Source organism: Chamaesiphon sp., from assembly GCF_041737865.1.
In the GTDB taxonomy this organism is placed as follows: domain Bacteria; phylum Cyanobacteriota; class Cyanobacteriia; order Cyanobacteriales; family Chamaesiphonaceae; genus Chamaesiphon.
Map to the genome: position 1 here is coordinate 1 of NZ_JBGSQZ010000295.1, position 23,476 is coordinate 23,476.

A 23,476-nucleotide genomic window follows, 5' to 3' on the forward strand; every position below is an offset into this window, starting at 1 on the left:
GTTCGAGCGGTACAATTCGATCGAACGATCGACGATTGACTGTTAACTATAGCAATCCTAAATCAAATCCTTAGGTATCGATTGTGGTGCTCATGCGGCAGCAGCCCAACACACCCTACATCAACCTAGCTTTTCATTTAGGATTGCTATATCAATTAGCAATTAGCAATTAGCAATTAGCAATTAGCAATTAGCAATTAGCAATTAGCAATTAGCAATTAGCAATTAGCAATTATTACTTGAACAACTTTTTAACGACGATTTCAGCTAGATCGACGACCCGCTGACTGTAGCCCCATTCATTGTCAGACCAAGCAATGACTTTGACCATATCATCACCCATAACCATCGTCAGACTAGAATCGATCGTACAAGAGGCATCAGTACCTTTGAAATCGCTCGAAACTAGTTCCAACTCGCAGAAGTCCAAAATCCCTTTCATTGGCCCGTGAGCGGCTGCCTTGAGGGTAGCATTGACTTCTTCGGTGAAGGTTTTCTTTTCAACATGGACGACTAGATCGACCACTGAGACGTTGGGGGTAGGAACTCGCAGCGCAATCCCATTGAGTTTACCTTTCAATTCTGGTAATACTAGAGCTACAGCTTTAGCAGCACCAGTAGATGTGGGGACGATATTCATTGCCGCAGCCCGCGCCCGCCGCAAATCCCGGTGAGAAGCATCCAACAGCCGCTGGTCGCCAGTGTAGCTGTGAGTGGTGGTCATCGTACCTTTGATAATTCCAAAGTTATCATTGAGGACTTTGGCAAAGGGTGCGAGACAGTTGGTAGTACAACTAGCATTGCTAATGATAAAGTGTTTATCGTGGTCGTAGTCTTTATCATTGACTCCGACTACAAATGTACCGTCTTCATCTTTACCTGGTGCCGTAATCAGCACCTTTTTCGCCCCAGCCTTGATATGTCTCGAAGCACCAGCATGGCTGATAAATACCCCTGTAGACTCAATTACCAGATCGATCTCCCAGTCTTTCCAGGGTAAGTTGTCAGGATTGCGATCGGATACGCATTTGATGACCTTGCCATTGACAGTGATGGTGTTATCATCAGCACTGATTTCTGCATCGAACTTGCCCAACATGGTGTCGTATCGGAGCAAGTGTGCGTTGGTACGAGGATCGGAAGTATCATTGATGCCGACAACTTCGATATGACTATTGGCTCTCCCTAGCCAACACCGCATAAAATTTCGCCCGATCCGCCCAAACCCGTTGATCGCTACTCTAATCACAGCCTCTTATCCCTCTTTTCGTAAATCTCAGTATATATCCAGTGATAAAATCAGATCATATCGCAATCCATACACATCCATAACTCGATCGATGTAAGAATGGTGACTTTTTTTTCGATTTGTGCATAAAAAAATATCCTCAGTGCCATCACAGCCTGAAGATATTCACCAAAATACTTACAAATCGATCGAATTACAGCCTTGCGATTTTAAAATCTGTAACCAAGACTCATACCAATATCGAAACTACTGTTACCGGAAATTGGGGCACTGCCGTTAAACCCACCAGGGCCTGATACACTCAACGTACCACTCTTAGAAAAGTTGTAAGTAGCATTTAATCCAGCAGTAAGATCGCCAGAAATTGCATAGTCGGCACCTATTAATGCACCAATACTAGTTTCGGTAGTGCTGGTATCAAAGTTACCAACTTTACTAGAGCCAGTCGCAAACAAGATTCTGGGGCCAAAATATCCCATCAGCTTTTTGTCAGCCGATTCAAAATCATAAGTAATCGCGGCACCATAAGCAGTACCAGAGCCTGGAGTAAAACCAATTGCCTGTGTGTTGGCGATGTAAGCAACATTTTGCTGTGCGAAACTTAAAGTTTCTTTTTGGAATTCAGTCCGATTTGCAGCAGGAGTATTTAGTACCGCAATTAAACTATTTGCAGCAGCGTCGAGTTGTGAGTCAATTAGCGGTTTAGCATTGTTAGCCAAAATCCCTACCTGTTCCTTTTGCTGTGCGGGAGTAAGGCTGGAAAATCCGCTGAGATTGGTGGTGTTCAGCACTCCTTGAGCATTCGAGATCGTCTCACGCTGTGCGGGAGTCCGATTGTTAAAAGGAGTCTTCAACGCTGCGTCTAAGGCACTGACAGTAGTCGCAACAACAGCGTCAGTGGCATTAGGCAGAAAAAGTTTTACTTGTGCTTGCTGCTGCGCTGGCGTTAAATTTTTAAATGCCTCAAGATTGTAATCGAATACTGTGCTTAATGCTCTGCCAACATAAAAGTCCTGTTCGGCAGTTCGAGTAGTAGGATCGATAGCCAAAGCCAAGCTGAGTTTCTTGGCGACATCATCGGCTTGTTGTTCTGTTAAGGGAAAATCAACAATTAATTTTATTTGCGCTCGTCGCTGTTCGGGCGTTAGCGCGGCAAAATTGCTAAAGTTGTTGACACCATTGGTTAACGCTTGAGTGAAGGTAGCACCATTAACAGTGGGTGTATAACCAAACAGTACGATCGGTCTGACAGATACTGGCACGCCTGGATTGCTGATTCGCCCTTTAATACCAAAGGATGTGCCGCCGCCACTAAATTCGATCGCAGGGCCGACTGAGTAGGGTTTTAGATTAGCTGAGGAGTTGTCCTGAGCATTTGCGCCACTAGCTGTCACCGCCGCCATCGCTGTTAGTGAAACAAGTATGATGTATACACGATTCATGATTTTAGTCTCGATTTGAATGGAACGGGGTGTCTGACATTTAGGTAACTAAAATCCAAATAGATTGACTTTTGCACAGGAGTGATTTGGATTACTTACAATCAGTGTGCCCAGTTCCGGTCAGGCATTATCTATACTCAGAGAGAAATATTCCCAAGTTGGCGATCGCGCTTATCTAGTAATCTCCTACAATTAAGGTGTAGTCACAGTGCTAAAACTATGCAAGTATCTGTAACAGAAGCCGCAGCTAACCTAAACCAGCTAATCCAAGCTGCCATTAATGGTGAAGAAGTAATTGTGATTGACGGAGATCGACCTGCAATTAAACTCACGCCCATCGGAAAAATCAGACCAGATCGTAAACCTGGTAGTGCCAAAGGGCTAATCTGGGTATCAGATGATTTTGACGAGCCGTTAGCAGAATTCAAGGAGTATATGGAGTGAGGTTTCTGGTTGATACTCATGTTTTTATTTGGTATGTTCAAAGTAGCGACAGATTGCCCAGTTCCGTAACTGCGATTATTAATGATGGCAGGAATGATATCTTGTTGAGCATTGCCAGCGTTTGGGAGATAGCAATTAAGCAAAGCACTGGCAAACTTAATATTGGTACTCCTTACGCAAGTTTCATTTCAGAGCAAATGAGACTCAATAGCATGGAATCGTTGCCTGTAAGGTTAGAACATCTCGATCTAATTACTACTTTGCCACTCCATCACCGCGATCCGTTTGACCGTCTATTAATTGCTCAATCGATCGTTGAAGATATCTTAATTATCAGTGCCGATCGGGTATTTTCACTCTATCCAGTTCGATTAATGTGGGAATAGAGGCTGGATGCCCAGCTTGTTGATTGTAGATTGTATTAAGCTATGAACAGATAGATTGAGCCGGATCGGGGAAATCCAGATCCGCAGTCCTTGGCTACCAAATATGGCATTTAGTACAGAATTTGAACTACTTTTACGGGCGCGATCTCCCCTGATTTATATCCCCACCACCGAAGAAGAACGGGTGGAAGGTGCGATCTCCAAAGTTGCCCAGCAGCAAGGCAATCGTCCGATTTATATCTGGGACTTTGTGGATGGTTATCAGGGCAATCCCAATGATAATGGCTATGGTAAACGCAATCCCCTTCAAGCCCTCGAATTTGTCGATAAGCTCAGTCCCGATGTCTCTGGGATCTTTATTCTCCGCGATTATCACCGCTTTCTCGAAGATGTTTCTGTCGCTAGGAAGCTCCGCAATCTAGCGCGCAAGCTCAAATCCGAACCCAAAAATATCGTCATCCTCTCACCTCAGATTACCATTCCCAGCGATTTGAGCGAAGCGATCGTCCTATTAGAATTTCCGCTCCCAACTGCGAGCGAAATCAAAGTCGAGATCGATCGATTGCTCACTGCGACTAGTAATAACTTGACAAATCAGCAATTAGACGATCTGGTTCGTGCTTGTCAAGGATTATCACTCGATCGGATTCGACGGGTACTAGCTCGCGCGATCGCCACCCACGGCGAAATTCGTCCCGATGATGTCGAATTGGTACTCGCTGAAAAACGCCAAACCATCCGCCAGACTCAAATTCTCGACTTCTACCCCGCCAAAGAACAGATTACCGATATCGGTGGTTTGGATAACCTCAAAGACTGGTTGCTGCGCCGTGGGGGTTCCTTTTCCGATCGAGCGCGTCAATATGGTCTGCCCTACCCTAGAGGGCTGCTCCTGGTCGGAATTCAGGGCACTGGTAAATCTCTTACGGCTAAAGCCATCTCCCATCACTGGTATCTACCCCTGCTGAGGCTAGATGTCGGACGATTATTTGGTGGTTTGGTAGGCGAGTCGGAAGCCCGCACCAGACAGATGATCCAACTCGCCGAAGCTCTATCTCCCTGCGTACTCTGGATCGACGAGATCGACAAAGCCTTCGCAGGTATCGATGGGAAAGGCGATGCGGGCACATCGAGTCGGGTCTTTGGGACATTTATCACCTGGTTGACTGAAAAAACTTCCCCCGTCTTCGTCGTCGCGACAGCCAATAATATCGACTCACTCCCCGCCGAAATGCTCCGTAAGGGTAGATTTGATGAGATTTTCTTTGTTGGACTACCGACTAGAGCCGAACGCCGCGCCATTTTCAATGTCCATCTCACGAAACTCCGCCCCCATAACCTCGCCCAGTATGACATCGATCGATTAGCATACGAAACACCCGATTTTTCAGGTGCCGAAATCGAACAAACCCTCATTGAAGCCATGCACATCGGCTTCAGTCAAAACCGTGATTTCACCACTGATGATATTCTAGAATCAGCCAGTCAAATGATCCCCCTCGCCGTCACCGCCCAATCCCAAATCCAATTCCTCCAAGACTGGGCAAACTCTGGTAAAGCGAGACTAGCTTCGAGACAAGGTAAGGATTAGGCTTTAGGCTTTAGGCTTTAGGCTTTAGGCTTTAGGCTTTAGGCTTTTCGCCAATAGAAATAATTTAAAAATTGATACTAAATACAACGCAATCCATCCCTAACCCCTAAACCCTAACACCTAATACCTAATACCCAAATATGAATGGCGCACTAAAATCTCTACAATTACTCATCGGTATTCTGACTGGATTAGTTGGATTGGTTGGAATTTTGGGTGCTGCGGGCTATTATTTCTTTGTTACTCAGATGAGTACACGTCCACCCAAACCTATATTTGCAGAAGAGCGGGATGGTGGTAAATCGCTTGCAGACAAGCCTAAACCCAAACCGCCAGCAGCTAAACCTATTCAGGTACCAACTACTCCTCAAGATCCAAATGCGCCCCAAAAGCTTCCGCCTGAAGTATTTGATGCCAAAGTCGTCTGGAAAGATGGGTTATCGCTGAAGAAAGACCCTAATTCTGGTGCCGAAAAGCTGGGTAGTGTGGCATTTAATGCCAAAGTTGCGATTATCAAAACCAGTGATGATAAACAGTGGGTGTTGATTCGATCGCAAGTGGATAATGTCCAAGGTTGGGTGAAAGCGGGGAATATCGATAAAGCCGCAGCGGCGGCAGTGCAACAGGCTCCCACAGAAAAACCTAGAGCTAGAAGTAGACGAAATAGACCCCAAACCGATGCTCAAGATTGATATTTCAGTATCGAACATTGGTGCGTTACGCTTTCGCTAACACACCCTACCTCTCTGTCAACTGTTTAACATCATCAATGCTGTTTGAGCTAAAATTGAGAGATCAGATATCCCCTAAGTTAGCCCGATCGATCTTATGCTTTTGAACGAATTGACACCTATTCTCAAAGAATTTACCAAAGAACCAGCCGCCTTTTGTAGTGGTTTTATCTCTGGAGTGCTGCGGTTAAATCTAACTGATGATCCCGTAAAAACATGGTTGGAAAAGCAAGCAGGATTTACACCTACTAGCAGTCAAACTGGATCCGGCAGCCAAAAAAGACCACAATCGATCGATATCGATTAGACTTTCGCTAAGTATACTTACTAATTTACTATTTCCACCGATCTAAATCTTTCTACTCCCGAACCACCGAAGAAATAGGCATTCATAATTCACCGTTCACCATCCACCTCTACACTAGATGCCTAGCTTGGGTTCGTTCCATGGTCGGGTTTCCCGACCGGACGAACTCCGCAATTTGTCACAGGTTAGGGAGTAACTCGCAGCTATTTGGGAAGTTGTGATTTGCAAGCAGCTAAAATCCGGCGATCGTTATCACTAATTTTGCCGAGGGGTTGATAGGTCGGTTGACCCATCATTGGCTGCTTGCTGGCTGTAAAACCGTTGGGATTGACGGCGAGGGTCAAATTGTACTTTTGACGATCGAAGGGGTCGATTAAGGTCACATTTAAGCTCGATCCTTTAAACTGCCCGTAAAAGCAACTAAACTCCGATCGGGGTAAGTAAAAAGCACCGAGCGTTTTAGTACCGATCGTTTCAAAAATCATATATTCTTTACCTACTACATCCGGTCGCTCGGTTTCACCATAAAGGTGGATGCCTTCGGTAAATGGAGCTGAGATCGATCGAGCGGGTTTCTCAGTCAAGGCGATGGTATCAGCAGCCAAGATCGCGAAGATCGCGATGCCGATGCGAGTGAGCCATTTTTGGCGGGCTTGGATGGACTGTAGTAATGTGCCAACTATCATAAACGCCAACATCTTCCCGAACAATGATTTGTGGTAGTAGCCCCAGCAACGATCGGTGATGACTGAATGTTTTTGGCTAGCCTTTTTCGATCGGCTAAACTTGGACACGATAATCTCTGACACTACCTTAATTATATCGCTACTGCCTTGTGCTTGTCGCTAAGAAAAAGCCCATCTCCCACTGAGATTGGGAGAGGAGTTGTAGTGATGCCAACTACCTCATAATTCACCACTGGCGATTCTCTTTCTCCAGAGGCTCCGCCAACGATTGAATCAATCTGGGAGTGCTAGGATTGAAACCAGCAATATCCCAAGAGTTCGGGTCTTTTGGATCTACTAAGGAGATATTGTTAGGCACGAGCGAGATATAAATTGCTTTAGCATCAGGATTCACCTTTTGACGATATTCTGCTAATGCTTGGGTGGGATGCTTATACCCAGCCCAACTTTCACAGTCAGTCCAAAAACAAATTACATCAGCATAGCAGTTATTTTTTATCATCCAATTGTAAGCAGAACTAGCATCTGTACCCCCAAAATTGAGATTACTAGCTTTTTCCATTGCCGAACTAAATGAGTCACTGCGGTTAATATTCAGGCTGATAAACTCAGTTGAGAAACCCCGAATCATGTAGTTTTTTTCCGCTTTTGCCGATACTAATGCCATCGTCGTCGCGATTTCGCAACAGGTAAGATTAATTGAACTTACCGAATAGTAAGACATCGAACCAGAGATATCGACAGCGTGCATAAATACTTTGCCAGTAGGCTCGATCGCATCGAAGGACATTTCGAGGGCTAATTCCAAAATATCAACGATGCGCGGTACAGGTATCCAAGTTTTGCTACTTTTGCCCAAACTACCACCAGAGCGATAAGTTTTAAGTGCTTTGAGAATATCGATCGGGTGAATGCGTCCTTTGCGTAAGTGTTCCTTACTATTGAGAATTGATGCCACACGGTTGAGGTTTTTCTTAGATGTTTTGGAATGAGCCAAGACACCAATTTCAGTTAAAGAACCGAGGTTTCGTAATAGGGCACCGATCGGCATATCTTCAAACAATAACTGCCATGCGGCGACATCCATTTTGCCCACAGGTGCAGCCATTTCATACGTCAAGCGACCCTTAGAAATTGCCTCTGGAGTGCGATCGGGGTGACGTTTTAACCATTCATACCACCAGATCTGATTTGGGGCAGCTGTAGGCGGTTCTGGGGGCAATTCGTCCCATCCATTCACCACCCACTTAAACAATAAATCGCGATCTTCGGTTTGCGGTTTGGCGTGAAACAATCGTAACGCATCACGATTGGAAAACCCGTGGCGTTGTTGATATTTGAGCAATTGATAAGCGAGGGCTTTGGTATCACCTTGCAACAACCAATTTTTACCAGCTTCGCGGACGACTTTACCGAAACCGCGCACGGATTTGGTGTAGCTCATCCACTCATAAAAGTGGCTGGCTGTGCGGATGACTTGGGGAAAGATCGATTGAAAAGCTGCTTTAGCGGCGGGAGATTCACCCATCGAGAGTAATACTAATGCCCAGATCGGCGCACTATTATTAATCGATCGACCGTCAGAAGCATAGACGATTTCCTGTGCCACTCGATCGGGATCTTCGGCGATCGATTGTTCCAAAACATCGACAAAATCGTTGGTCAATTCCCATTTAGTCGCATAGTAACTACCGTTACCAGTCCCGATTAACAAGCACCGTCGCAATGTCCGCCAAATGCCAGCCTGGAACATATAACCGCCGGATTTACCTCGAATCATTTCTGATTTGCGTCCAGGAATTGGTTTGTTTTGCGGTGTAGCTTGTATTTGTTTGTTACCGAAAAAGAAATTGTAAACCATGTTTTTGTAACCTCCTTCAGCCCGTGAGGGCGGTAATGTAAAAATTCAGCAGAGTGGGATTTGCACCCACGTTTCCGGCGGGAAAGCGATAACCCTATTCATTCGTCCTTTGCAGGCAAACTGTTTGAAAAGGGATAATAACGGCGTCCTATCTATCTAGACGATCTGCTGTTATGGCAACCGCTCACTAGTGAGCGGTTCGGATACCACAACGATTGAAATCGTTGCTAGTGTTGCAAAACCCACCTGCGCGGACTAACTATCTAACCCGCGCAGGTGGGTTTTGCATTCCGAGCGGCGATTTCAATCGCGCGGCATTATGACTGATGAAAGTCATATTGGAACTGGTAGGAATCGAACCTACCACCTGCTTATAAGGCGATAATCCTCGTTCTACGTCCCCTAGAGGCAAAAGGCGAAGAAGGATGTTTTTAGGTGCTCTACCACTGAGCTACAGTTCCTTAGATACCAACTCTTATTAAGAGATGGACGGGATTGACGGGAGTCGAACCCGCGACTTTCCGCTAGACAGGCGGACACTCTAACCACTGAGTTACAATCCCAAATTTAGGTGGAGCAGGAGTTGCACCTGCGAATGGTTGAACCACGATAATCCTCATCTGTCGTCCCTGACGGGCAAGTTAAGCGAAAAGGAATAAATCAACTGCCTTACTAATTGGCTACCCACCTATAGGTAGTGAGGCGGGGGTTGCACCCGCATTTCCGACGATTCGAGGGGGGATTCGTAAATAGCGATAACCCTCAGATCTGCACCCCTTGCGGGTAAAAATGGTACTTTGCTATTAAGCTACTCATTGGAGACTGAGCAGATCGAGATCCGCTGTCAGCGTCCCAGCTGGCTGATAACAGGCGATCGCGAGTTGATAATATGCCGCAGCTTGCAAACTACCCGTCGGCTGGATCGGACACGTTAGCGGTACAGTAGACGGGGGCTGGAGTCGATCTGTGCGATCGCGAGTACCCAAATCGCGCAATGTATTGGCAATACTAACCAAAATCAACGACCCACAATACCAAAAACTGCAATCCAAGCGATCTGGTGATTCCAGTTATACTAAACACGGATGAGAGCTAGACTTTTACTCTAACGGTTGAAACCCTTGTGGAGCAAAGCTTAGGCTATTGAATAAAAAGTCCATCCTGTAGCCGTTTTGAGTATATAATCAAACTAGTCCAAAACTTATCCCTGCAATCGGTTGGAGGTTTTATGACCATCGCTTACTCCAATATCCCAGATTCACTCCCCCTCGATCTCAGTACCATCAAACTCACTGACGAACAGTTTTATCAACTCTGTATCGCTAATCCCGAACAGCCACTCGAATTAACCGCTACCGGAGTTCTAATCGTTATGTCACCAGTAGGCGGAGAAAGTGGAGATCGTGAGTTAAACTTAGGTTCTCAATTATATGTCTGGAACCAAACTACAGACTTAGGTAGAGCTTTTAGTTCTTCAACGATTTTCAAGCTACCATTGGGTAGTCAACGATCGCCTGATGCTGCTTGGGTAGAATTATCACGGTGGAATGCACTGTCTGATGAAGATCGTCAGAAGTTTCCCCCACTGGCTCCAGACTTTGTAATCGAGCTACGTTCGCGCACGGATAAATTGCCAGAATTGCGATCGAAAATGATCGAATATCGCGATAATGGTGTGCGGTTGGGGTTATTAATCAACCCCCAAGATCGACAGGTGGAGATCTATCGACTCAGTGTAGAAGTTGAGATTTTACAATCCCCAATCTCGGTTAGTTGTAATGATGTATTGCCTGGATTTATATTGAACTTAGCTAGAATTATCTAATATTTCATACCCATTATTGCGATCGCCGAACGGATGAGCAAGGTAAAATGGAATAAATGGATTGATGAGATTCAATATAAAAATCCATCGGCAAAGTATAATGGATATTCAGCAATTCAATAATGACGTGGTAGAGACGCTTTGCAAACGCCAAATCGTACATAGCGATCCAGCAATTATGACGGGTATCCCTGTATTTATTGGGACGCGTGTGCCCCTCCAAACCCTATTCGATTACATTGAAGGCGAAGACGGCTGGAGTGAATTTTCTGGAGATTTTCCCCACCTCCAAATTGCTGCGCTTCAAGTTCTAGAAACGATCGCGCGTGTCATGCTCCGTCGAGGCGAAATGCTCAATGCTCATTCTACTTGATGAAAATCTCCTCAGTTTGATGATAATCGAGAAGTCACTTCCTTGTCCTAGAATCCTTCGATCGATTTGCCCCCATCGGATCTAAACTAATTAAAAAGGAAAGTAGCGAACAGAAAAATACAACCCGTTATCTTGCCATGAATTCTGGCTACCAGAAATATTAATCAACGGAATCCCCCAATCGATCCGCGCACTGAGATTATCGGTTCGCCACTGCAATCCCAACCCAGTAGATAATAAAGTATTGCTACCATTGCCACTTCGATCGGACTTATTCCACACCGTCCCCGCATCGATAAAGGGTACGATTTGGAACAAACTTGTTGGAGATTTACCGATCGGTAATTGTAATTCTACCGCAGCAAAAGCACCATTATCAGCCAGTAGTGCATCCTGACGATAGCCGCGTACCGTAGTTTGTCCGCCCACTGCAAACTGTTCTAGCACTACTAGCGATCGATCTGCCAATTGTACCCGCCCCTGGACGATCGGATCGGTATTCGGAGCCAACTGTTGCAACCATCGCCCTTGCCCTTACCAGGAGACAAACCGACTATCGGGAGCAGTGGGATTAATCGTCGAGTTGAGCGCACCAACACCCACATTTAGCTGACTCCGCAGTGCCAATACAGAGCGATTGTCTCTGTAGATATACTCTTGCCCAAACCGCAAAGCTGAGATACCGAGCCGTCCATTATCATCCGCTCCAGAGCTGAGGGGATAGGGCGTATTGCCCAACGCACTATTACTCTCCAATCTAGAACCAGTCAGACTCAGCGCGAATTATTGAGTAGAATCTTGCCCAGCCCGACGGAGTAGCGGCTGGCGGACGCTGACTTCGGCATAGCGGGAAGTGGTAGTCAGATCGAGCGATCGATAAGGTTCTTCGATAATCCGGCTATTAGTCCCGCCGAAATTGACGCTCAGAGTAGTCTGGGATGGACTCAGCGGCACGGTATAACTAGTATCGATCCCGTTACTACCATCGGTATTACTATAGGCAAAAATCAGCGTATCGCCCCAGCCAGTGACATTGGCTTCGCTCATCTGGGCGCGGCGTTGCCAACTGCCGATACTCGGTGGGCGATGGTTATTGGTAGCAATTTCGCCTGTAAAAGTTTTATTTTCCCTAACTTTAATTTCGAGCAGGTTGGTACCTGGTTGAATGCCAGTTGAGAGTTCGGCAGCGATACTGCCAATGAGGGGATCTTGTTGCAACAGGCGCAATCCTTCAATCAGTCGATCGTTGTTCAAGGGCTGTCTGGTAGCCAATGCTAGCCGCGATCGCATGTAGTTGGGATTGAGTCTTTGGGTACCTGTAACTTGAATATCTTCGAGCTTACCTTCGACGATTTGAATCCTGACTACCGCACCATCGATCGATAATGTCTGTCCGGTAGGAATATACGCGCCACTGGTGAGATACTGGCGATCGAGACAGCAATTCCAAATTCAAAAATTGTGTGGGCTGAAACCCTCATTCTCTTGTACAAATCAAACGCCTTCAAGGGTTGTCAATTAGCTAAAATGACCTAGACTCGTTCTGAATTTGGAATTGCTGATGGTGGATGGCGAAAAGTGCGGGATCGGGGTCACAAAGGCGAGACAAGTGGAGCACCTTTTCAAGACAGTGGAGGGTAGATGGTGCGCCATCGATCGAAAATCAGGGGTTTAAAGCCCCCACCTTTAGGCGGTGGCTTGTCCATCGGCTACTTTGATATTGATATTGACAACTACATCATTGAAATCGCGATCGCCACCACCATAGAGATCCTCTACACCAAAGGTATTGTTACCCAACAAGCGGAAGTGATCGAGCTTATCGGGATTGGCACCGAGATAGTTGAAGTAAGCATGAATCTGGTTAGCATCACCGCCATTAGTGGGGTTTTTGCTGGCAAAATCGGTTAGTGTACCTTGCGCGATGAGTACAGGTGCATAGATCTTACCGCCAGTGAGATCTTGGTTGAGTTTACTATCGGTTTTACCTGTTTGAAGGATTGCAATTTTAATTGCCTCAGCGGCATAAGTAGCGTCACCAGGCTTGAGAATATTACCAGTGGTAGTTTTGATGGTACCGAGGATAGCATCTTCGACTACGTAGAAAGCAATATTGTTGTTGTAGCCTGCATCACTGGTGGTGGTGATATCTGCTTTGAGGGTTTTGCCTACGTAGTCGGTGAGATCGAGAATACGTCCTTGGAGCAATCCTTGGGATTTGGCACCGATGGGGATATTCGGTGTAGTACCAGCGAGTTTGGACACATTCAATATCAGTTCATCGTTATTAACTGACATTTTATAGCCATCATTGGTGCTGTTAGTTGTGACTTTAAATGGACTGTTACCACTTGCATCGGGCAGTGCAAATAAGAGATTAGTTGGTATTTTACCACCATCAATTTGTTGTTTCAGATCGGCAATCGAGCCGTCTTGCACCTGGAAAAATTGGTAATTTTTATTGGAATCTAAGCTAATTTCTCGTTTATTCTTGCTAAAGAAACTACCATGAAGAGTTGAGAAGATCGGCTTGGCTGAATCGATCGCTAATTTCAGATAACCTGCTGCTCCAGGGGTGATACTGCCGATCTTACCAGTCATGTCATCGACAGCAAAAAAGCCAATTTCATTAACTTTACTACCTGGTTGCTGACTGTCAGCATTGATACCCATACCTTTAACTGTGGTGTCGGTAATAAATAGGTTCTTGTTGATGCTAATGCCAGCGATCGGAGTTGGACTTGGGCTAGGATTGGGGTTAGGATTGGGGTTGGGATTGGGGTTGGGATTTAAGACATCAGCGATCGAATTTGCCTGAATCCCTTTGAGCAATGCTAGATCGACAGTCCCCGCTTTGAGCAACGTATCGTTACCTTGGATCGTCGCAGTTAGCTTAGTAAGATCGTCACCGATGCCCGGAATGCCAACAATTTTGAGCGTATCGGTACCAGCTTTGAAGTCGGTAATGATATTTACCTTAGTTGGTAAGGTTGCAGCAGCGAGAACGAATGTATCTTTACCATTACCACCCGTCAGGATATTACCACCTAAACCAGCAAACAGGGTATCGTCACCATCGCCACCAACGAGCGTATCATTGGTGTTAGCAAATAGGGTATCGTTACCACTGCCACCATCTAAAAGGTTGCCACCTGCACCGTCGGTAGCATCGAGGATGTCGTTGCCACCTTCACCGTAGAGTCGATCGTTTTGGTAGGCATATAGCTCGTCCGCACCGTCGCCGCCAAATAGCTGATTGTTACCGCCACCAGTACTCGCATCAATAATGTTGTTGCGGTTGTCTCCAGTAATTTTGGTGTAGACATCGTTGCGATTCAATAACAGGTTAGCGGGATCGGTGGCTAAGATCGATCGATTGACGATCGCGCCAGTGATGGATAAGTCCTTCGACAGTTCGAGAATTCCTAACTTTGAGGGTACCTTGCTACCTGCAACGACATTGAAATCGTTGTCATTAATCAAGGCGAGAGTATTTGGGGCGACTAATGCTAAACCTTCGAGTTTTTCGACTCCGGTGTAGCCCAACTTAGCAGCATTGACGATGAGGCTCTTGCTGACGGGATTAATCTTGGCTGCGGTTAATTCTGCGGGTGTAAGTTGCTCGATCGTTTTACCTGTGGGTAAGGTAAAGTTGGCAGGGTTATTAATATTCGTCGCTGTTGCTAGATCGATTTGGTAGATGAGCTTATTTGAAGCTGTAGTAGCGAGATCGTCGCGTTCGACAACGGCAAATTTACCGCCACCGAGGGAGACAGCATCGCCGAGTTTGTCGGTTTTGGCATTGCCACTACCAGTAATATCATCGAGCAGGTAGAGATATTCACCAGTGACGGCTTTGGTGACGGTATCAAATTCCAAAATGCGGACATTGCGGGAAGCTCTGGAAGCTGTATCGCCAGCGTTATCTGGATTATCGATCGGACTTTGCATGAAGGCATAGAGCTTGGTACCTTCGATCGCGACTGCTTCAAATCCGCGATTGCTACGGCGTTGGGCATATACTTCTGGTAATACTTCGGTACCGAAAGTGCCAGCAGGTAGATCGACTACTGGAGCAGTAGCGGTACCTTTAGGGATAAACCGATCGAGTAATTTACCATTAGTATCAAAGTGATAAATCGCGGGGCGGTATTCGTCTACCAGCCAGTAGTTACCATCAGGGCCGATGACAATGCCTTCGACATCTGCGCCGAGCGGATCGTTGGCTAAAACGTTGCCATCGAGATCGACACCAATTTCATCGGTGTAGGCTAAACCATTAGCCGCAGCTTGGAGGTTGGGCAGTCCGGTAAGTGGTGTCCTACCATCGGCTCTAAATAAGCCAGTGCGCTTGGTAATAATTATCTCGCCAGAGGTGCGATCGAGTTCAAAACTGACGATTTCGGGTTGAAAATTAGGTAAGAAAAAGGGACGATTGGCACCAGTCGGATCGCCATTTGGCCCGCGATCGGTATTCGTGACAAACTTGAGATTACCATTGGCAGCAATGCCTTGGAAATACAATCCCGAGAAGCCACCGAGGAAGATATCTTGCCCTTTGGAGGTAGTACCGAGCTTGGGTAGATTGGTAAATTCGTAGCTAGTCACATTGCTACCCGCATTATTGGGTGCATTAATACCGACTGCGACTGTGTTGCTATTGAGGCTACCTGGGGCTGTATTTTTGAGCAGTGCGAGTTGTTGAGTACCAAAACTAATTGTGGCATCATTGCCAGATTTGGCAATAGTTAGATCGCTAAATTGGCTAACGCCAGCGAGGTTAATTCTAATCGTGTCGTTTAGGCGATCGAAATCAGTAATTGTATTGGGGGTGTTGGGTAGATCGACATTGGCCACCAAAAATACATCCTTACCCGCGCCGCCAGTAATTGTATTGCCACCCTGTCCGCCATAAATTGTGTCATCGCCCGCATCACCAGAAACTAGATCGTTGCGATCTGCATAAATAATGTCATTACCATCACCACCCGCTAAGGTATTGGTACCATTGCCATCAGACGACAGCTTATCATTGCCGCCATCTCCAAACAGTCGATCGTTTGTATAACCATACAACTCATCATCACCTTCACCACCACGGAGAACGTTATTTCCCGCTCCAGGCAAAGCATCTAAGTAGTCATTTCCAGCTAGACCAAGCAATGTGTCGTTGCTTTTTTCTTTGTCGATGAACAATACATCGCTGTTAGCAGTACCATTAACTATTGCCATTGAAATCTCCCTTTAGTAATCTGGATAGAATGTGGATGGTATTCGCTTTAATACTTTTTTGAGTAGCTAGAATTGATACTCTTGGTATTGTGAGTTTGCATAACTGCGATGTCAGCTACCATAAAATGATGTAACGATCGTCAGATACCGCATTTTATGTAGACAACTAGGTGCGAACACGATACCGCACTTGACGAGCGATATTTCCAGGTGCATCTTATCACTGTGTTCTTATTCCAGCGTTAAGCTTGAGTTAGCTTGACATTAAGATCTGATTAAGACAGCATACATAGAAACAACCAAAATCTACTATTTACCAACAATATCTAAAAAAAGTCGGCAAAATATCTTGAGATGTTTTGCCGACAATCTTAAATATCTAATTGCTAATCTTGTGATTATCCAAAGACAAACTGACCAGCGTTGCTAGTGTTCAAGCTAGTAGCTTGAATACCGATCAACGTTGCTAAGGTTTGAGTACCAAAATTAATCGCAGTATCACCACCAACTTGAGCCAATTTCAGCGTGCTAGCACTGATGCCCAAGCTAAGAGCCGCTTTAATTCCGATAACGTCGGTACCGATTTGGAAGTCTACGACTTTGTTGCCCGCACCAGGCAACTCAGCATTAGCGATCCAGAATTGGTCGGCACCAGCACCACCAGAGATGGTGTTACCACCACCGTTGCTAGCAAAGAATCGATCGGCACCATCGCCACCGAGCGCGAAGTCATTACTACCGAGGTAGAAGTCGTCGTTACCAGCACCACCAGACATCCGATTACCACCTTTGCTGTCGAGAGCTTCAAAGATGTCATCGCCTGCACTACCGAAAGCGCGATCGTTACGGCTGACATAGATGGTATCAGCACCTGTACCACCATCAACGCGGTTATTGCGGGCGTTGGTGTTGAAAGCGAGATCGATAACATCATTACCACCACCAGTGAAAACAGTGTCGTAGACACCATCAACACTACTGCTAGCAGATGCAATCAAGACATCAACACCAGTAGTTCCGGCTACCAATTCCTTCTGAACGGTGTCAAGTGCTGAAGCGATCAGCGTTTCACCGATATCAACTTGATCGATTAGGCCAGGAATACCTTGAACTTGTTTGCCATAAGCTTCATAGCCAGTGCCGATCGAAGCCGTTAGTAATGAAGACTCAGGCCCTTGGTAGTAGACAGGTACAGCACGGTTGGTGTGGTTGCCCCAATTGTACTTATCAGTTGCGCTAGTACCCCAGAAGTTACCAGATTGAGCGATGTTGTCGTTAGTGGTTAGTTCGCTGATACCGTTAGCGGCATTGTTACGAACTAGAGTTGGGAAATCACCATTGAGGGTCAGATAGTGATCGTGATCGGCAGTAACGATGAGTTGGTTCTCTTCCCAACCACCATTTGCATTAATCCAGGCGATGACCGATCCAACCGATTTGTCAAAGTCTAGAGTTGCACCGATCAGGTTGTCGATATTGTTATCATGAGCAGCCCAGTCAATATCTCCACCCTCAATCGTCACCCAAAAACCGTCGGGATCTTTGCCCAAGATGTTTAGAGCAGCTTTGGTCAGATCGTCGAGAGTGGGGTTTTCATTGCGCTCGGTGGCGATGAATTGAGCGTCAGTTTCACCAAATTTGAGCGGACGAAGGAAGTCTTGGTTCAATCCTTTGGTGCTGTTGACGCTGAACATGTCCAAACCAGTGGTGCTGTAGTCACCATTGGCAGAACTGACAGGTAAATTACCATTTTGACCGCGTGCGCCGTATAGACCGAACAGGCGATCGCCGTTATTCGGATCGATTTTAGCTGCTGTCTCAGCCAGCACTTTAGCGGCATCCTTACCACGCTCTAGGAACGTGTAGTCGTAGAGGTTGTCGTTAGGCTTGGTGCTGAATTCTTTGTAAGTAGATGCCTTGATGTAGGTATTATCTCGCAGCGGCTCGACTCCAGCAGGGAGTGGATTACCAGGCGTAGATAAGGGATGACCGCCGCCGAGGATGACGGTAGGTTGGTAGATGCGGAGTTCTTGTTGCAGAATATTATCCAATGCTGGATAGTCTTCGTCATATTTATTCCGACGGTTGACGTTGGCTGCTGCTGCTGCTGGAGTCGCGTGATCGATGGGTACAGATGTAACTATACCAGTCGATTTACCCTGTGCTGCGGCTTTGGCTAGAGCACCTTCGATGTTGTCCTCAAAGATATCAACGCCGATCGCATTATTATAGCTCTTGATCCCAGTGTAAAGGGTCGTAGCAGTATTCGCGGAGTCAGGATAGCTGAGTTTGATATATTCTTTGTCAGTGCCTAGTGTCCAGGGATTGACACCACCACGGACGGGATCGTAACCAACTAAGTTACCAACTACGCCATCACTAACTTTTGCCCCACCACTAGCAGTAGTACCAGGGTTGAAAGTGGGATTGAATACAAAACCAGCAGTAGCTGGATTGGCACCTGTCGCAGCAGTGTTAGGTCCAGTTACGGCTGCTTGACCAGTGCTGTAGACACCATTAGCATCGGGAATCGTCGTTCCGTAATTGGTCGCCAAGGTGTAACCCGTGAGGGTCTGCATGTTCAGACCAGTACCTTTACCAGCCGTGTAGAAATCGCTGAGGCTAGCACCAGTTTTACCTTCTTGGATCTGCTTATAGACGGCTGCGGCGCGGGTCATTTCCCAGCCCATACCGTCGCCAATCATGATAATCGTATTCTTAGCCATGCAATTTAACTTTCCTGTGTTTATCTAGATCGGATTGACTCGATCGTGACAATAATGAACTTAAAAGAGAAGGATAGTATTAGCAAAAGATTCTGTCAGCTTAGGCAGCACCATACTTTACTCAAGCTAGTTTGTTGGATCGGACTAGCTTGGTGTCATTACTCGATCGATACAATCTTTTCACTAAAATTCTAACATTGAGATCTAGCTCCCCATGTTAAATACAGCACAGTAAAAGATTAATATCCAGTTAAGGTTTAATTAAGAAATTTAAAGATTGAGTTTAATATTTTTGATGTCTAGATTAGGATAATTGTGCTTAAATAATGTATAGATTACGCTCGGCGAGCGAGTTACTTTTGTAAATATTGTGATATTGCTAAATTTACTTTTCGCCCAGCTACAAGGCGTTGATTTTGAATATGATAATCATTTAGCGTTAAGCTGTCAAACATTTAAAACACTCTTTTGTCCTCTAGAACCTTTGCTGTAAGGGATTCAGTCAAAAGATTTAGATGTAAAACAGCTTAGTCTGCCGTAAGTATATAGCAATCCTAAATCAGATCCTGGTAAATATTGGTGCGTTACGCTGTCGCTAACACACCCTACTTCAACAAGGCTAAAATTGTGGGCATTCAGAACTCTGAATGCCCACAATTAGTAATATTCCGAGCGTTGGCGCAGCCTCTGGAGAAAGAAAATCGCTTTACCCACACTTTTAGTCTTGTCGTCCCACTACATCAACCTAACTTTTCATTTAGGATTGCTATATTGTGAATCGTGAGACAATCTAAACTATTTTAGATAAACAATCGTCACACCACCGCCACCATCTTTTTCACCAGCTAATTCAAATCGATCGACTTGGGGATGATGGGATAAAAATTCTTGGACTCCTTCGCGGAGTTTGCCAGTACCTTTACCATGAATCACCCACATAATACCGGATTGATATGCTTGACCGATCGCGCGTTCGATTTCAGTTTCAGCATTCATTACTCTTTGCCCTCGCACATCTACAGTATTTTTAGATGTCCGAATTGCGACTACAGCAGCAACCGGAGTAGCTTTACCTGGAACTTTTGCTGCGGATTTTTTCGGCGGTGGTGCAGCTTTTTCGCCTGTCAAAGACTCGATATCGACTAGAGCGACATTCATTTTCATGATGCCGAATTTGACACTGAGATTACCGCTATCATCTACCTTGGTGAGGACTTCGGCCGTTTGTCCTAATTTAGGAATGCGAATCCGATCGCCAACCTGCGGATTGAAGCCTGGAGGCGGCTTGGGCGTTGACTTAGCTGGTAAATGACGATTATTTAGTCCATCTAGGGCGGAGGTGGCTTGCTGGGCAGCCTGAGCGGTTTGTGGCCCTTGCTGGAGTTGGCGAATTACCTGGGCGATTTCACCTTTGGCTCCAGTAATTGCGGCTTGAATGGCGCGTTCCTGATTTAGTTTGAGTTCCTGTTCTCGCGCTTGCAACTGAGTGGCGGCTTGAGAAACTTCCAGATAGAATGCTTCTGCCTGTCTAAGGAGTGCCGCCGCTTGATTGGCTTTGGTTTCCTGGCTGCGTCGTTGTGCTTCTAACCCCGCGATTACTTCATTTACTTGTTGAGTTGCACCCAAGACTACCTGAGATTTAGCATTCTCAATTACTTCTGAATTTAAACCCAATCTCTGAGCGATCGACAGGGCATTCGATCGACCAGGAATTCCCCATAATAAGCGATAAGTCGGCGCAAGTTTGAGATCGTCAAACTCGACCGACGCATTTTCAAATCGGCTGTCTTGATATTTGAGAGCTTTTAATTCGCCATAGTGAGTACTGGCGATCGTTAGCATCGCTCGATCGGCTAAATATTGCAATAGAGCGATCGCTAATGCGCTGCCCTCAGCAGGATCTGTTCCGGCTCCGACTTCATCGAGGAGAATTAAGGAGGAATTTTGGATTGGGATGTCTTCGTCTCCTTCTTCCCGCTCCGCGCTCCCCGTTTCCTCTTCCCCGATGGCATCCAAGATCCTCCCGATCCGGCGAATATGTCCCGAAAATGTAGACAGACTTTGTTGCAGGGATTGCTCATCGCCAATGTCGGCGAGAATCAGGTCGAACCAGGGAATCTCAACTGGCTCACGAGCGGGGATAAATAGCCCCACCTTGGCCATCAAAGCGACGATCGCGAGAGTTTTGAGGGTAACGGTTTTACCGCCTGTATTGGGGCCAGTAATGGTCACTACGCGGATATCTGGACGGATCGATAGATCGATCGGCACCACCTGGGCACCTTCCTCGTGACGATGCTTCCACAGTAGTAAGGGGTGGCGGAGCTGGCGGAGGGTAATATATTCAGATGCTGGCTCGATGAATCTGGGGGGATTGGCTTCCAACCACAGACTATATCTAGCTCTGGCGGTGGCGAGATCGATCGTCGTAGCGACTACCAGCAGATGTTCTAGATCGTCTACAACTTCCGTCACCTTGGCGGTGAGAGCCGTCAGCACTAGTTCGATTTCCCGCTGTTCCTGGCGTTGGAGTTGGCGCAGTTGATTGCCGAGATTGATAATCTGATGGGGTTCGATGTAGAGCGTCGAGCCACTCCCAGATGTATCGTGAACTACACCAGGGATAGCATCTTTGTGGGAAGCTTTGACTGGGATGACGAATCGATCGCTACGTTGGGTAATTAATGGCTGTTGGATCGCATTAGCTTGACGTTGGATCAGACTATTGAGTAACTTGTAGATCCGATCGCGCAGTCCTTTGAGCTTGACTCGCACATCGGCTAATTTTTCACTCGATCGATCGGTGACATCCCCGCGATCGTCGATACAGCGGTAAATATCTTGCTCTAGTTCGGGATACGTCCGCACGTCTGCTACCAATCCCTGCAACACAGGGATATTTTCTTCACTCTCGATCGTCCGGCGGAGTTTCCGCATTCCCGCCAAGGTAGTCGCAATCTCGTGCAGCTCCTTCCCTGACAACATCCCTTGCACCGCAGCGCGTTCGAGTGCATCCCCAAAATCTTCGATCCCGTCGAGGGACAAACCACCAGTCAATCGGGTTTCTAAGTCATACACCTCTTTTGTCTGCGCCAGTAGATTCAGACTGACACTAAGCTGCTTGGGGATGACTAAATTTCTCGCCGCAATCGTCCCCAACTTAGTCGCTGCAAATGTTGCTACCTGCTGACACAACCGCGACCATTCTAATAACTCTAACGTCTCTGCCTGAATCACTAATCTACACTTGATGTTGCACTCCCAACCATTATAGATGGTCGAGATTGGGGATTTCATCCCTCAATCAGGCTACCGTGTCTGCACAAGTCGATTTGAGTTGTTGTGAAGGTTGTTCACCCCACCCCAGCCCTACCCTTATAGAACCTATTTGAGATCTTTTAGTGAGCAGCAAATCGGCAGCCGAAGAGAATCTGAGGGTGGCGATTTTCCTAGTGTGGGCAGAACCCGGATCTGGGGGTCGGAACCCCCAGACCCCCCGTTGAGGAGCGGAACGCCGCCCCTCAAACTCCCCCCCTCAAACTCCCCTGCGTATGGATGGCGTGTGTGAGCGACTCGCGCTCCTCGGGTTCCCCGAGGGTTTAGCGAGTCAAGACAGCTTGGAGCGGCATTCGCTTTACTCTAGATTGTAGTTAGAAGTTGCTTGACTGGAATTTAGTCTAGGCATCAATCTTACTAATATCGGTCGAAGCCTGCGCGCTCAATCCCCACTCTTGTGCTCCTATTGTTTGGGTGCGGCTGGAGCTGGAGGTGCTGCTTGGTTGGCAACTTGAAGTAGTTGACTCAGAAGTCCTTGGACAGCTTTTTGCCCCACAGGTGCCGTGGCGATTGCTCGATCTGGGCCGAGTTCGCCAACTAGAGCTTTGACGTACTGATTAAATGCACCGACAGAGCCATTTAATTTCTTAGCGTCAATCTTACCATCGCTCGATCGCATCCCTTTGAGCGTATTGGCAAGCCGATCGGCAGCTTTGCCAGTCGCACCATCAGCCGTAACCCCAGTAGGTAATAATGCCGCCACTAGCGGGGCGGGTGCGCTACCATTGATGACATCAAATGTAGCTACATCGCCAATACTGTTAGCCGTTAGCGACTTGGAAAATCGATCGACAGCAATTTGACTCTGGGAGATGTAAGTTTCCTGACGGCTCCCAGCTAGTGGGGCGGTGATGGCTTCTCTGCCACTACCGTTATCATTACCGCCAGCGATCTGAGCCAGTACTGGGGCAAGGTTGGATAGGATCGCACTAGTTACGGCACCCAAACCGAATAGATAAGCTAAAAGTTTCATATTTTTAAACAGTTGACAGTTGACAGTTGACAGTTACAAGCTCTAGGCGAGTGAAGCGAGACGTTTTGCTTAGGCGGTTTCACGACTCGTGCGTTGCATCAGGCAGACAGTAATAAGCGTAGATCCAGGGTACCCGTCAAGGGCACCCCTACACAATTAACCTGTAGGGCTACCCTTAGAGGGTGTTTGAAAAGTATAGATTGAATCCCCCCAGCCCCCTTAAAAAGGGGGAGCAAGAGTCTTAGTCCCCCTTTTTAAGGGGGATTTAGCGGCTCGCTATGGGCGGGGTTCCCCCGCACATAAAAGCGAGACAA

At 46.6% G+C, this 23,476-nt stretch carries 19 protein-coding genes and 2 tRNA genes; 7 read left to right on the plus strand and 14 right to left on the minus strand.

Going from position 1 to position 23,476, the window contains the following annotated elements; translation table 11 throughout:
• Window positions 1-235 precede the first annotated feature (235 nt).
• Together ACEW9J_RS22805 and ACEW9J_RS22810 are read right to left on the minus strand one after the other, a co-directional pair.
• On the minus strand, window positions 236-1,249 hold the full coding sequence (locus ACEW9J_RS22805; RefSeq protein WP_373547367.1) for a type I glyceraldehyde-3-phosphate dehydrogenase: 1,014 nt from the start codon (window positions 1,247-1,249) through the stop codon (window positions 236-238).
• Between the two features lie 209 nt (window positions 1,250-1,458).
• On the minus strand, window positions 1,459-2,691 hold the full coding sequence (locus ACEW9J_RS22810; RefSeq protein ID WP_373547368.1) for an opacity family porin: 1,233 nt from the start codon (window positions 2,689-2,691) through the stop codon (window positions 1,459-1,461).
• Between the two features lie 219 nt (window positions 2,692-2,910).
• On the opposite strand from ACEW9J_RS22810, the gene ACEW9J_RS22815 reads away from it, so the two are divergent.
• The 5 genes from ACEW9J_RS22815 (at window position 2,911) to ACEW9J_RS22835 (ending at window position 6,150) form a co-directional block, all read left to right on the plus strand.
• Window positions 2,911-3,135, plus strand: a complete 225-nt coding sequence (locus ACEW9J_RS22815; protein ID WP_373547369.1) for a type II toxin-antitoxin system Phd/YefM family antitoxin — start codon at window positions 2,911-2,913, stop codon at window positions 3,133-3,135.
• Window positions 3,132-3,521 carry a type II toxin-antitoxin system VapC family toxin gene (locus ACEW9J_RS22820; RefSeq protein ID WP_373547370.1) on the plus strand — a complete coding sequence of 130 codons (390 nt, stop codon included), beginning with the start codon at window positions 3,132-3,134 and terminating at the stop codon, window positions 3,519-3,521. The genes ACEW9J_RS22815 and ACEW9J_RS22820 overlap by 4 nt, the downstream gene beginning before the upstream one ends.
• Window positions 3,522-3,624: 103 nt before the next feature.
• A complete protein-coding gene (locus ACEW9J_RS22825; RefSeq protein ID WP_373547385.1) occupies window positions 3,625-5,112 on the plus strand; it encodes an AAA family ATPase in 1,488 nt (495 codons plus the stop codon).
• 140 nt (window positions 5,113-5,252) lie between these two features.
• Complete coding sequence (locus ACEW9J_RS22830) at window positions 5,253-5,804, plus strand: SH3 domain-containing protein (protein ID WP_373547371.1); 552 nt, start codon at window positions 5,253-5,255, stop codon at window positions 5,802-5,804.
• Between the two features lie 136 nt (window positions 5,805-5,940).
• Window positions 5,941-6,150, plus strand: coding sequence for a hypothetical protein (locus tag ACEW9J_RS22835; RefSeq protein WP_373547372.1), 210 nt, complete (start codon window positions 5,941-5,943; stop codon window positions 6,148-6,150).
• 203 nt (window positions 6,151-6,353) lie between these two features.
• On the opposite strand, the gene ACEW9J_RS22840 is transcribed toward ACEW9J_RS22835, so the two are convergent.
• The 5 genes from ACEW9J_RS22840 to ACEW9J_RS22860 form a co-directional block, all read right to left on the minus strand.
• Entirely contained in the window at window positions 6,354-6,944 is a 591-nt protein-coding gene (locus ACEW9J_RS22840; protein ID WP_373547373.1) for a hypothetical protein, read from the minus strand.
• 118 nt (window positions 6,945-7,062) lie between these two features.
• Window positions 7,063-8,697 carry a TROVE domain-containing protein gene (locus tag ACEW9J_RS22845; protein WP_373547374.1) on the minus strand — a complete coding sequence of 545 codons (1,635 nt, stop codon included), beginning with the start codon at window positions 8,695-8,697 and terminating at the stop codon, window positions 7,063-7,065.
• Between the two features lie 339 nt (window positions 8,698-9,036).
• A tRNA-OTHER gene (locus ACEW9J_RS22850) sits at window positions 9,037-9,158 on the minus strand.
• A gap of 29 nt (window positions 9,159-9,187) precedes the next feature.
• Window positions 9,188-9,260, minus strand: a tRNA-Asp gene (locus ACEW9J_RS22855).
• 249 nt (window positions 9,261-9,509) lie between these two features.
• Window positions 9,510-9,713, minus strand: a complete 204-nt coding sequence (locus ACEW9J_RS22860; protein WP_373547375.1) for a hypothetical protein — start codon at window positions 9,711-9,713, stop codon at window positions 9,510-9,512.
• A gap of 212 nt (window positions 9,714-9,925) precedes the next feature.
• On the opposite strand from ACEW9J_RS22860, the gene ACEW9J_RS22865 reads away from it, so the two are divergent.
• Window positions 9,926-10,522, plus strand: a complete 597-nt coding sequence (locus ACEW9J_RS22865) for a Uma2 family endonuclease (protein WP_373547376.1) — start codon at window positions 9,926-9,928, stop codon at window positions 10,520-10,522.
• Between the two features lie 100 nt (window positions 10,523-10,622).
• A complete protein-coding gene (locus ACEW9J_RS22870; RefSeq protein WP_373547377.1) occupies window positions 10,623-10,895 on the plus strand; it encodes a DUF433 domain-containing protein in 273 nt (90 codons plus the stop codon).
• Window positions 10,896-10,985: 90 nt separating this feature from the next.
• Here the strand turns inward: ACEW9J_RS22870 and ACEW9J_RS22875 are convergent, their stop codons facing one another.
• The 7 genes from ACEW9J_RS22875 to ACEW9J_RS22905 all read right to left on the minus strand — a co-directional run bounded on the left by ACEW9J_RS22875 (window position 10,986) and on the right by ACEW9J_RS22905 (window position 23,162).
• On the minus strand, window positions 10,986-11,414 hold the full coding sequence (locus tag ACEW9J_RS22875; protein ID WP_373547378.1) for a BamA/TamA family outer membrane protein: 429 nt from the start codon (window positions 11,412-11,414) through the stop codon (window positions 10,986-10,988).
• A gap of 15 nt (window positions 11,415-11,429) precedes the next feature.
• Window positions 11,430-11,651: a hypothetical protein gene (locus ACEW9J_RS22880; RefSeq protein WP_373547379.1), complete on the minus strand. Its 222-nt coding sequence runs from the start codon at window positions 11,649-11,651 to the stop codon at window positions 11,430-11,432.
• Window positions 11,652-11,678: 27 nt separating this feature from the next.
• The gene (locus ACEW9J_RS22885) at window positions 11,679-12,185 is read right to left on the minus strand and encodes a ShlB/FhaC/HecB family hemolysin secretion/activation protein (RefSeq protein ID WP_373547380.1); all 507 of its coding nucleotides are present in this window, start codon (window positions 12,183-12,185) and stop codon (window positions 11,679-11,681) included.
• A 396-nt stretch (window positions 12,186-12,581) separates the two neighbouring features.
• The gene (locus tag ACEW9J_RS22890; protein ID WP_373547381.1) at window positions 12,582-16,127 is read right to left on the minus strand and encodes an esterase-like activity of phytase family protein; all 3,546 of its coding nucleotides are present in this window, start codon (window positions 16,125-16,127) and stop codon (window positions 12,582-12,584) included.
• Between the two features lie 398 nt (window positions 16,128-16,525).
• Window positions 16,526-18,853: an alkaline phosphatase gene (locus tag ACEW9J_RS22895; protein WP_373547382.1), complete on the minus strand. Its 2,328-nt coding sequence runs from the start codon at window positions 18,851-18,853 to the stop codon at window positions 16,526-16,528.
• A gap of 795 nt (window positions 18,854-19,648) precedes the next feature.
• Complete coding sequence (locus ACEW9J_RS22900) at window positions 19,649-22,150, minus strand: endonuclease MutS2 (protein WP_373547383.1); 2,502 nt, start codon at window positions 22,148-22,150, stop codon at window positions 19,649-19,651.
• Window positions 22,151-22,592: 442 nt separating this feature from the next.
• Entirely contained in the window at window positions 22,593-23,162 is a 570-nt protein-coding gene (locus tag ACEW9J_RS22905) for a hypothetical protein (RefSeq protein WP_373547384.1), read from the minus strand.
• Between the last annotated feature and the right edge of the window lie 314 nt (window positions 23,163-23,476).

What these genes read in the sequence shown, in the direction of transcription:
- ACEW9J_RS22810 (WP_373547368.1), bottom strand. Translation starts at nt 2,691, where the DNA reads ATGAATCGTGTATACATCATACTTGTTTCACTAACAGCGATGGCGGCG.
- ACEW9J_RS22815 (WP_373547369.1), top strand. Translation starts at nt 2,911, where the DNA reads ATGCAAGTATCTGTAACAGAAGCCGCAGCTAACCTAAACCAGCTAATC.
- ACEW9J_RS22825 (WP_373547385.1), top strand. Translation starts at nt 3,625, where the DNA reads ATGGCATTTAGTACAGAATTTGAACTACTTTTACGGGCGCGATCTCCC.
- ACEW9J_RS22830 (WP_373547371.1), top strand. Translation starts at nt 5,253, where the DNA reads ATGAATGGCGCACTAAAATCTCTACAATTACTCATCGGTATTCTGACT.
- ACEW9J_RS22835 (WP_373547372.1), top strand. Translation starts at nt 5,941, where the DNA reads ATGCTTTTGAACGAATTGACACCTATTCTCAAAGAATTTACCAAAGAA.
- ACEW9J_RS22845 (WP_373547374.1), bottom strand. Translation starts at nt 8,697, where the DNA reads ATGGTTTACAATTTCTTTTTCGGTAACAAACAAATACAAGCTACACCG.
- ACEW9J_RS22865 (WP_373547376.1), top strand. Translation starts at nt 9,926, where the DNA reads ATGACCATCGCTTACTCCAATATCCCAGATTCACTCCCCCTCGATCTC.
- ACEW9J_RS22870 (WP_373547377.1), top strand. Translation starts at nt 10,623, where the DNA reads ATGGATATTCAGCAATTCAATAATGACGTGGTAGAGACGCTTTGCAAA.
- ACEW9J_RS22885 (WP_373547380.1), bottom strand. Translation starts at nt 12,185, where the DNA reads ATGCGATCGCGGCTAGCATTGGCTACCAGACAGCCCTTGAACAACGAT.
- ACEW9J_RS22890 (WP_373547381.1), bottom strand. Translation starts at nt 16,127, where the DNA reads ATGGCAATAGTTAATGGTACTGCTAACAGCGATGTATTGTTCATCGAC.
- ACEW9J_RS22895 (WP_373547382.1), bottom strand. Translation starts at nt 18,853, where the DNA reads ATGGCTAAGAATACGATTATCATGATTGGCGACGGTATGGGCTGGGAA.
- ACEW9J_RS22900 (WP_373547383.1), bottom strand. Translation starts at nt 22,150, where the DNA reads ATGAAATCCCCAATCTCGACCATCTATAATGGTTGGGAGTGCAACATC.
- ACEW9J_RS22905 (WP_373547384.1), bottom strand. Translation starts at nt 23,162, where the DNA reads ATGAAACTTTTAGCTTATCTATTCGGTTTGGGTGCCGTAACTAGTGCG.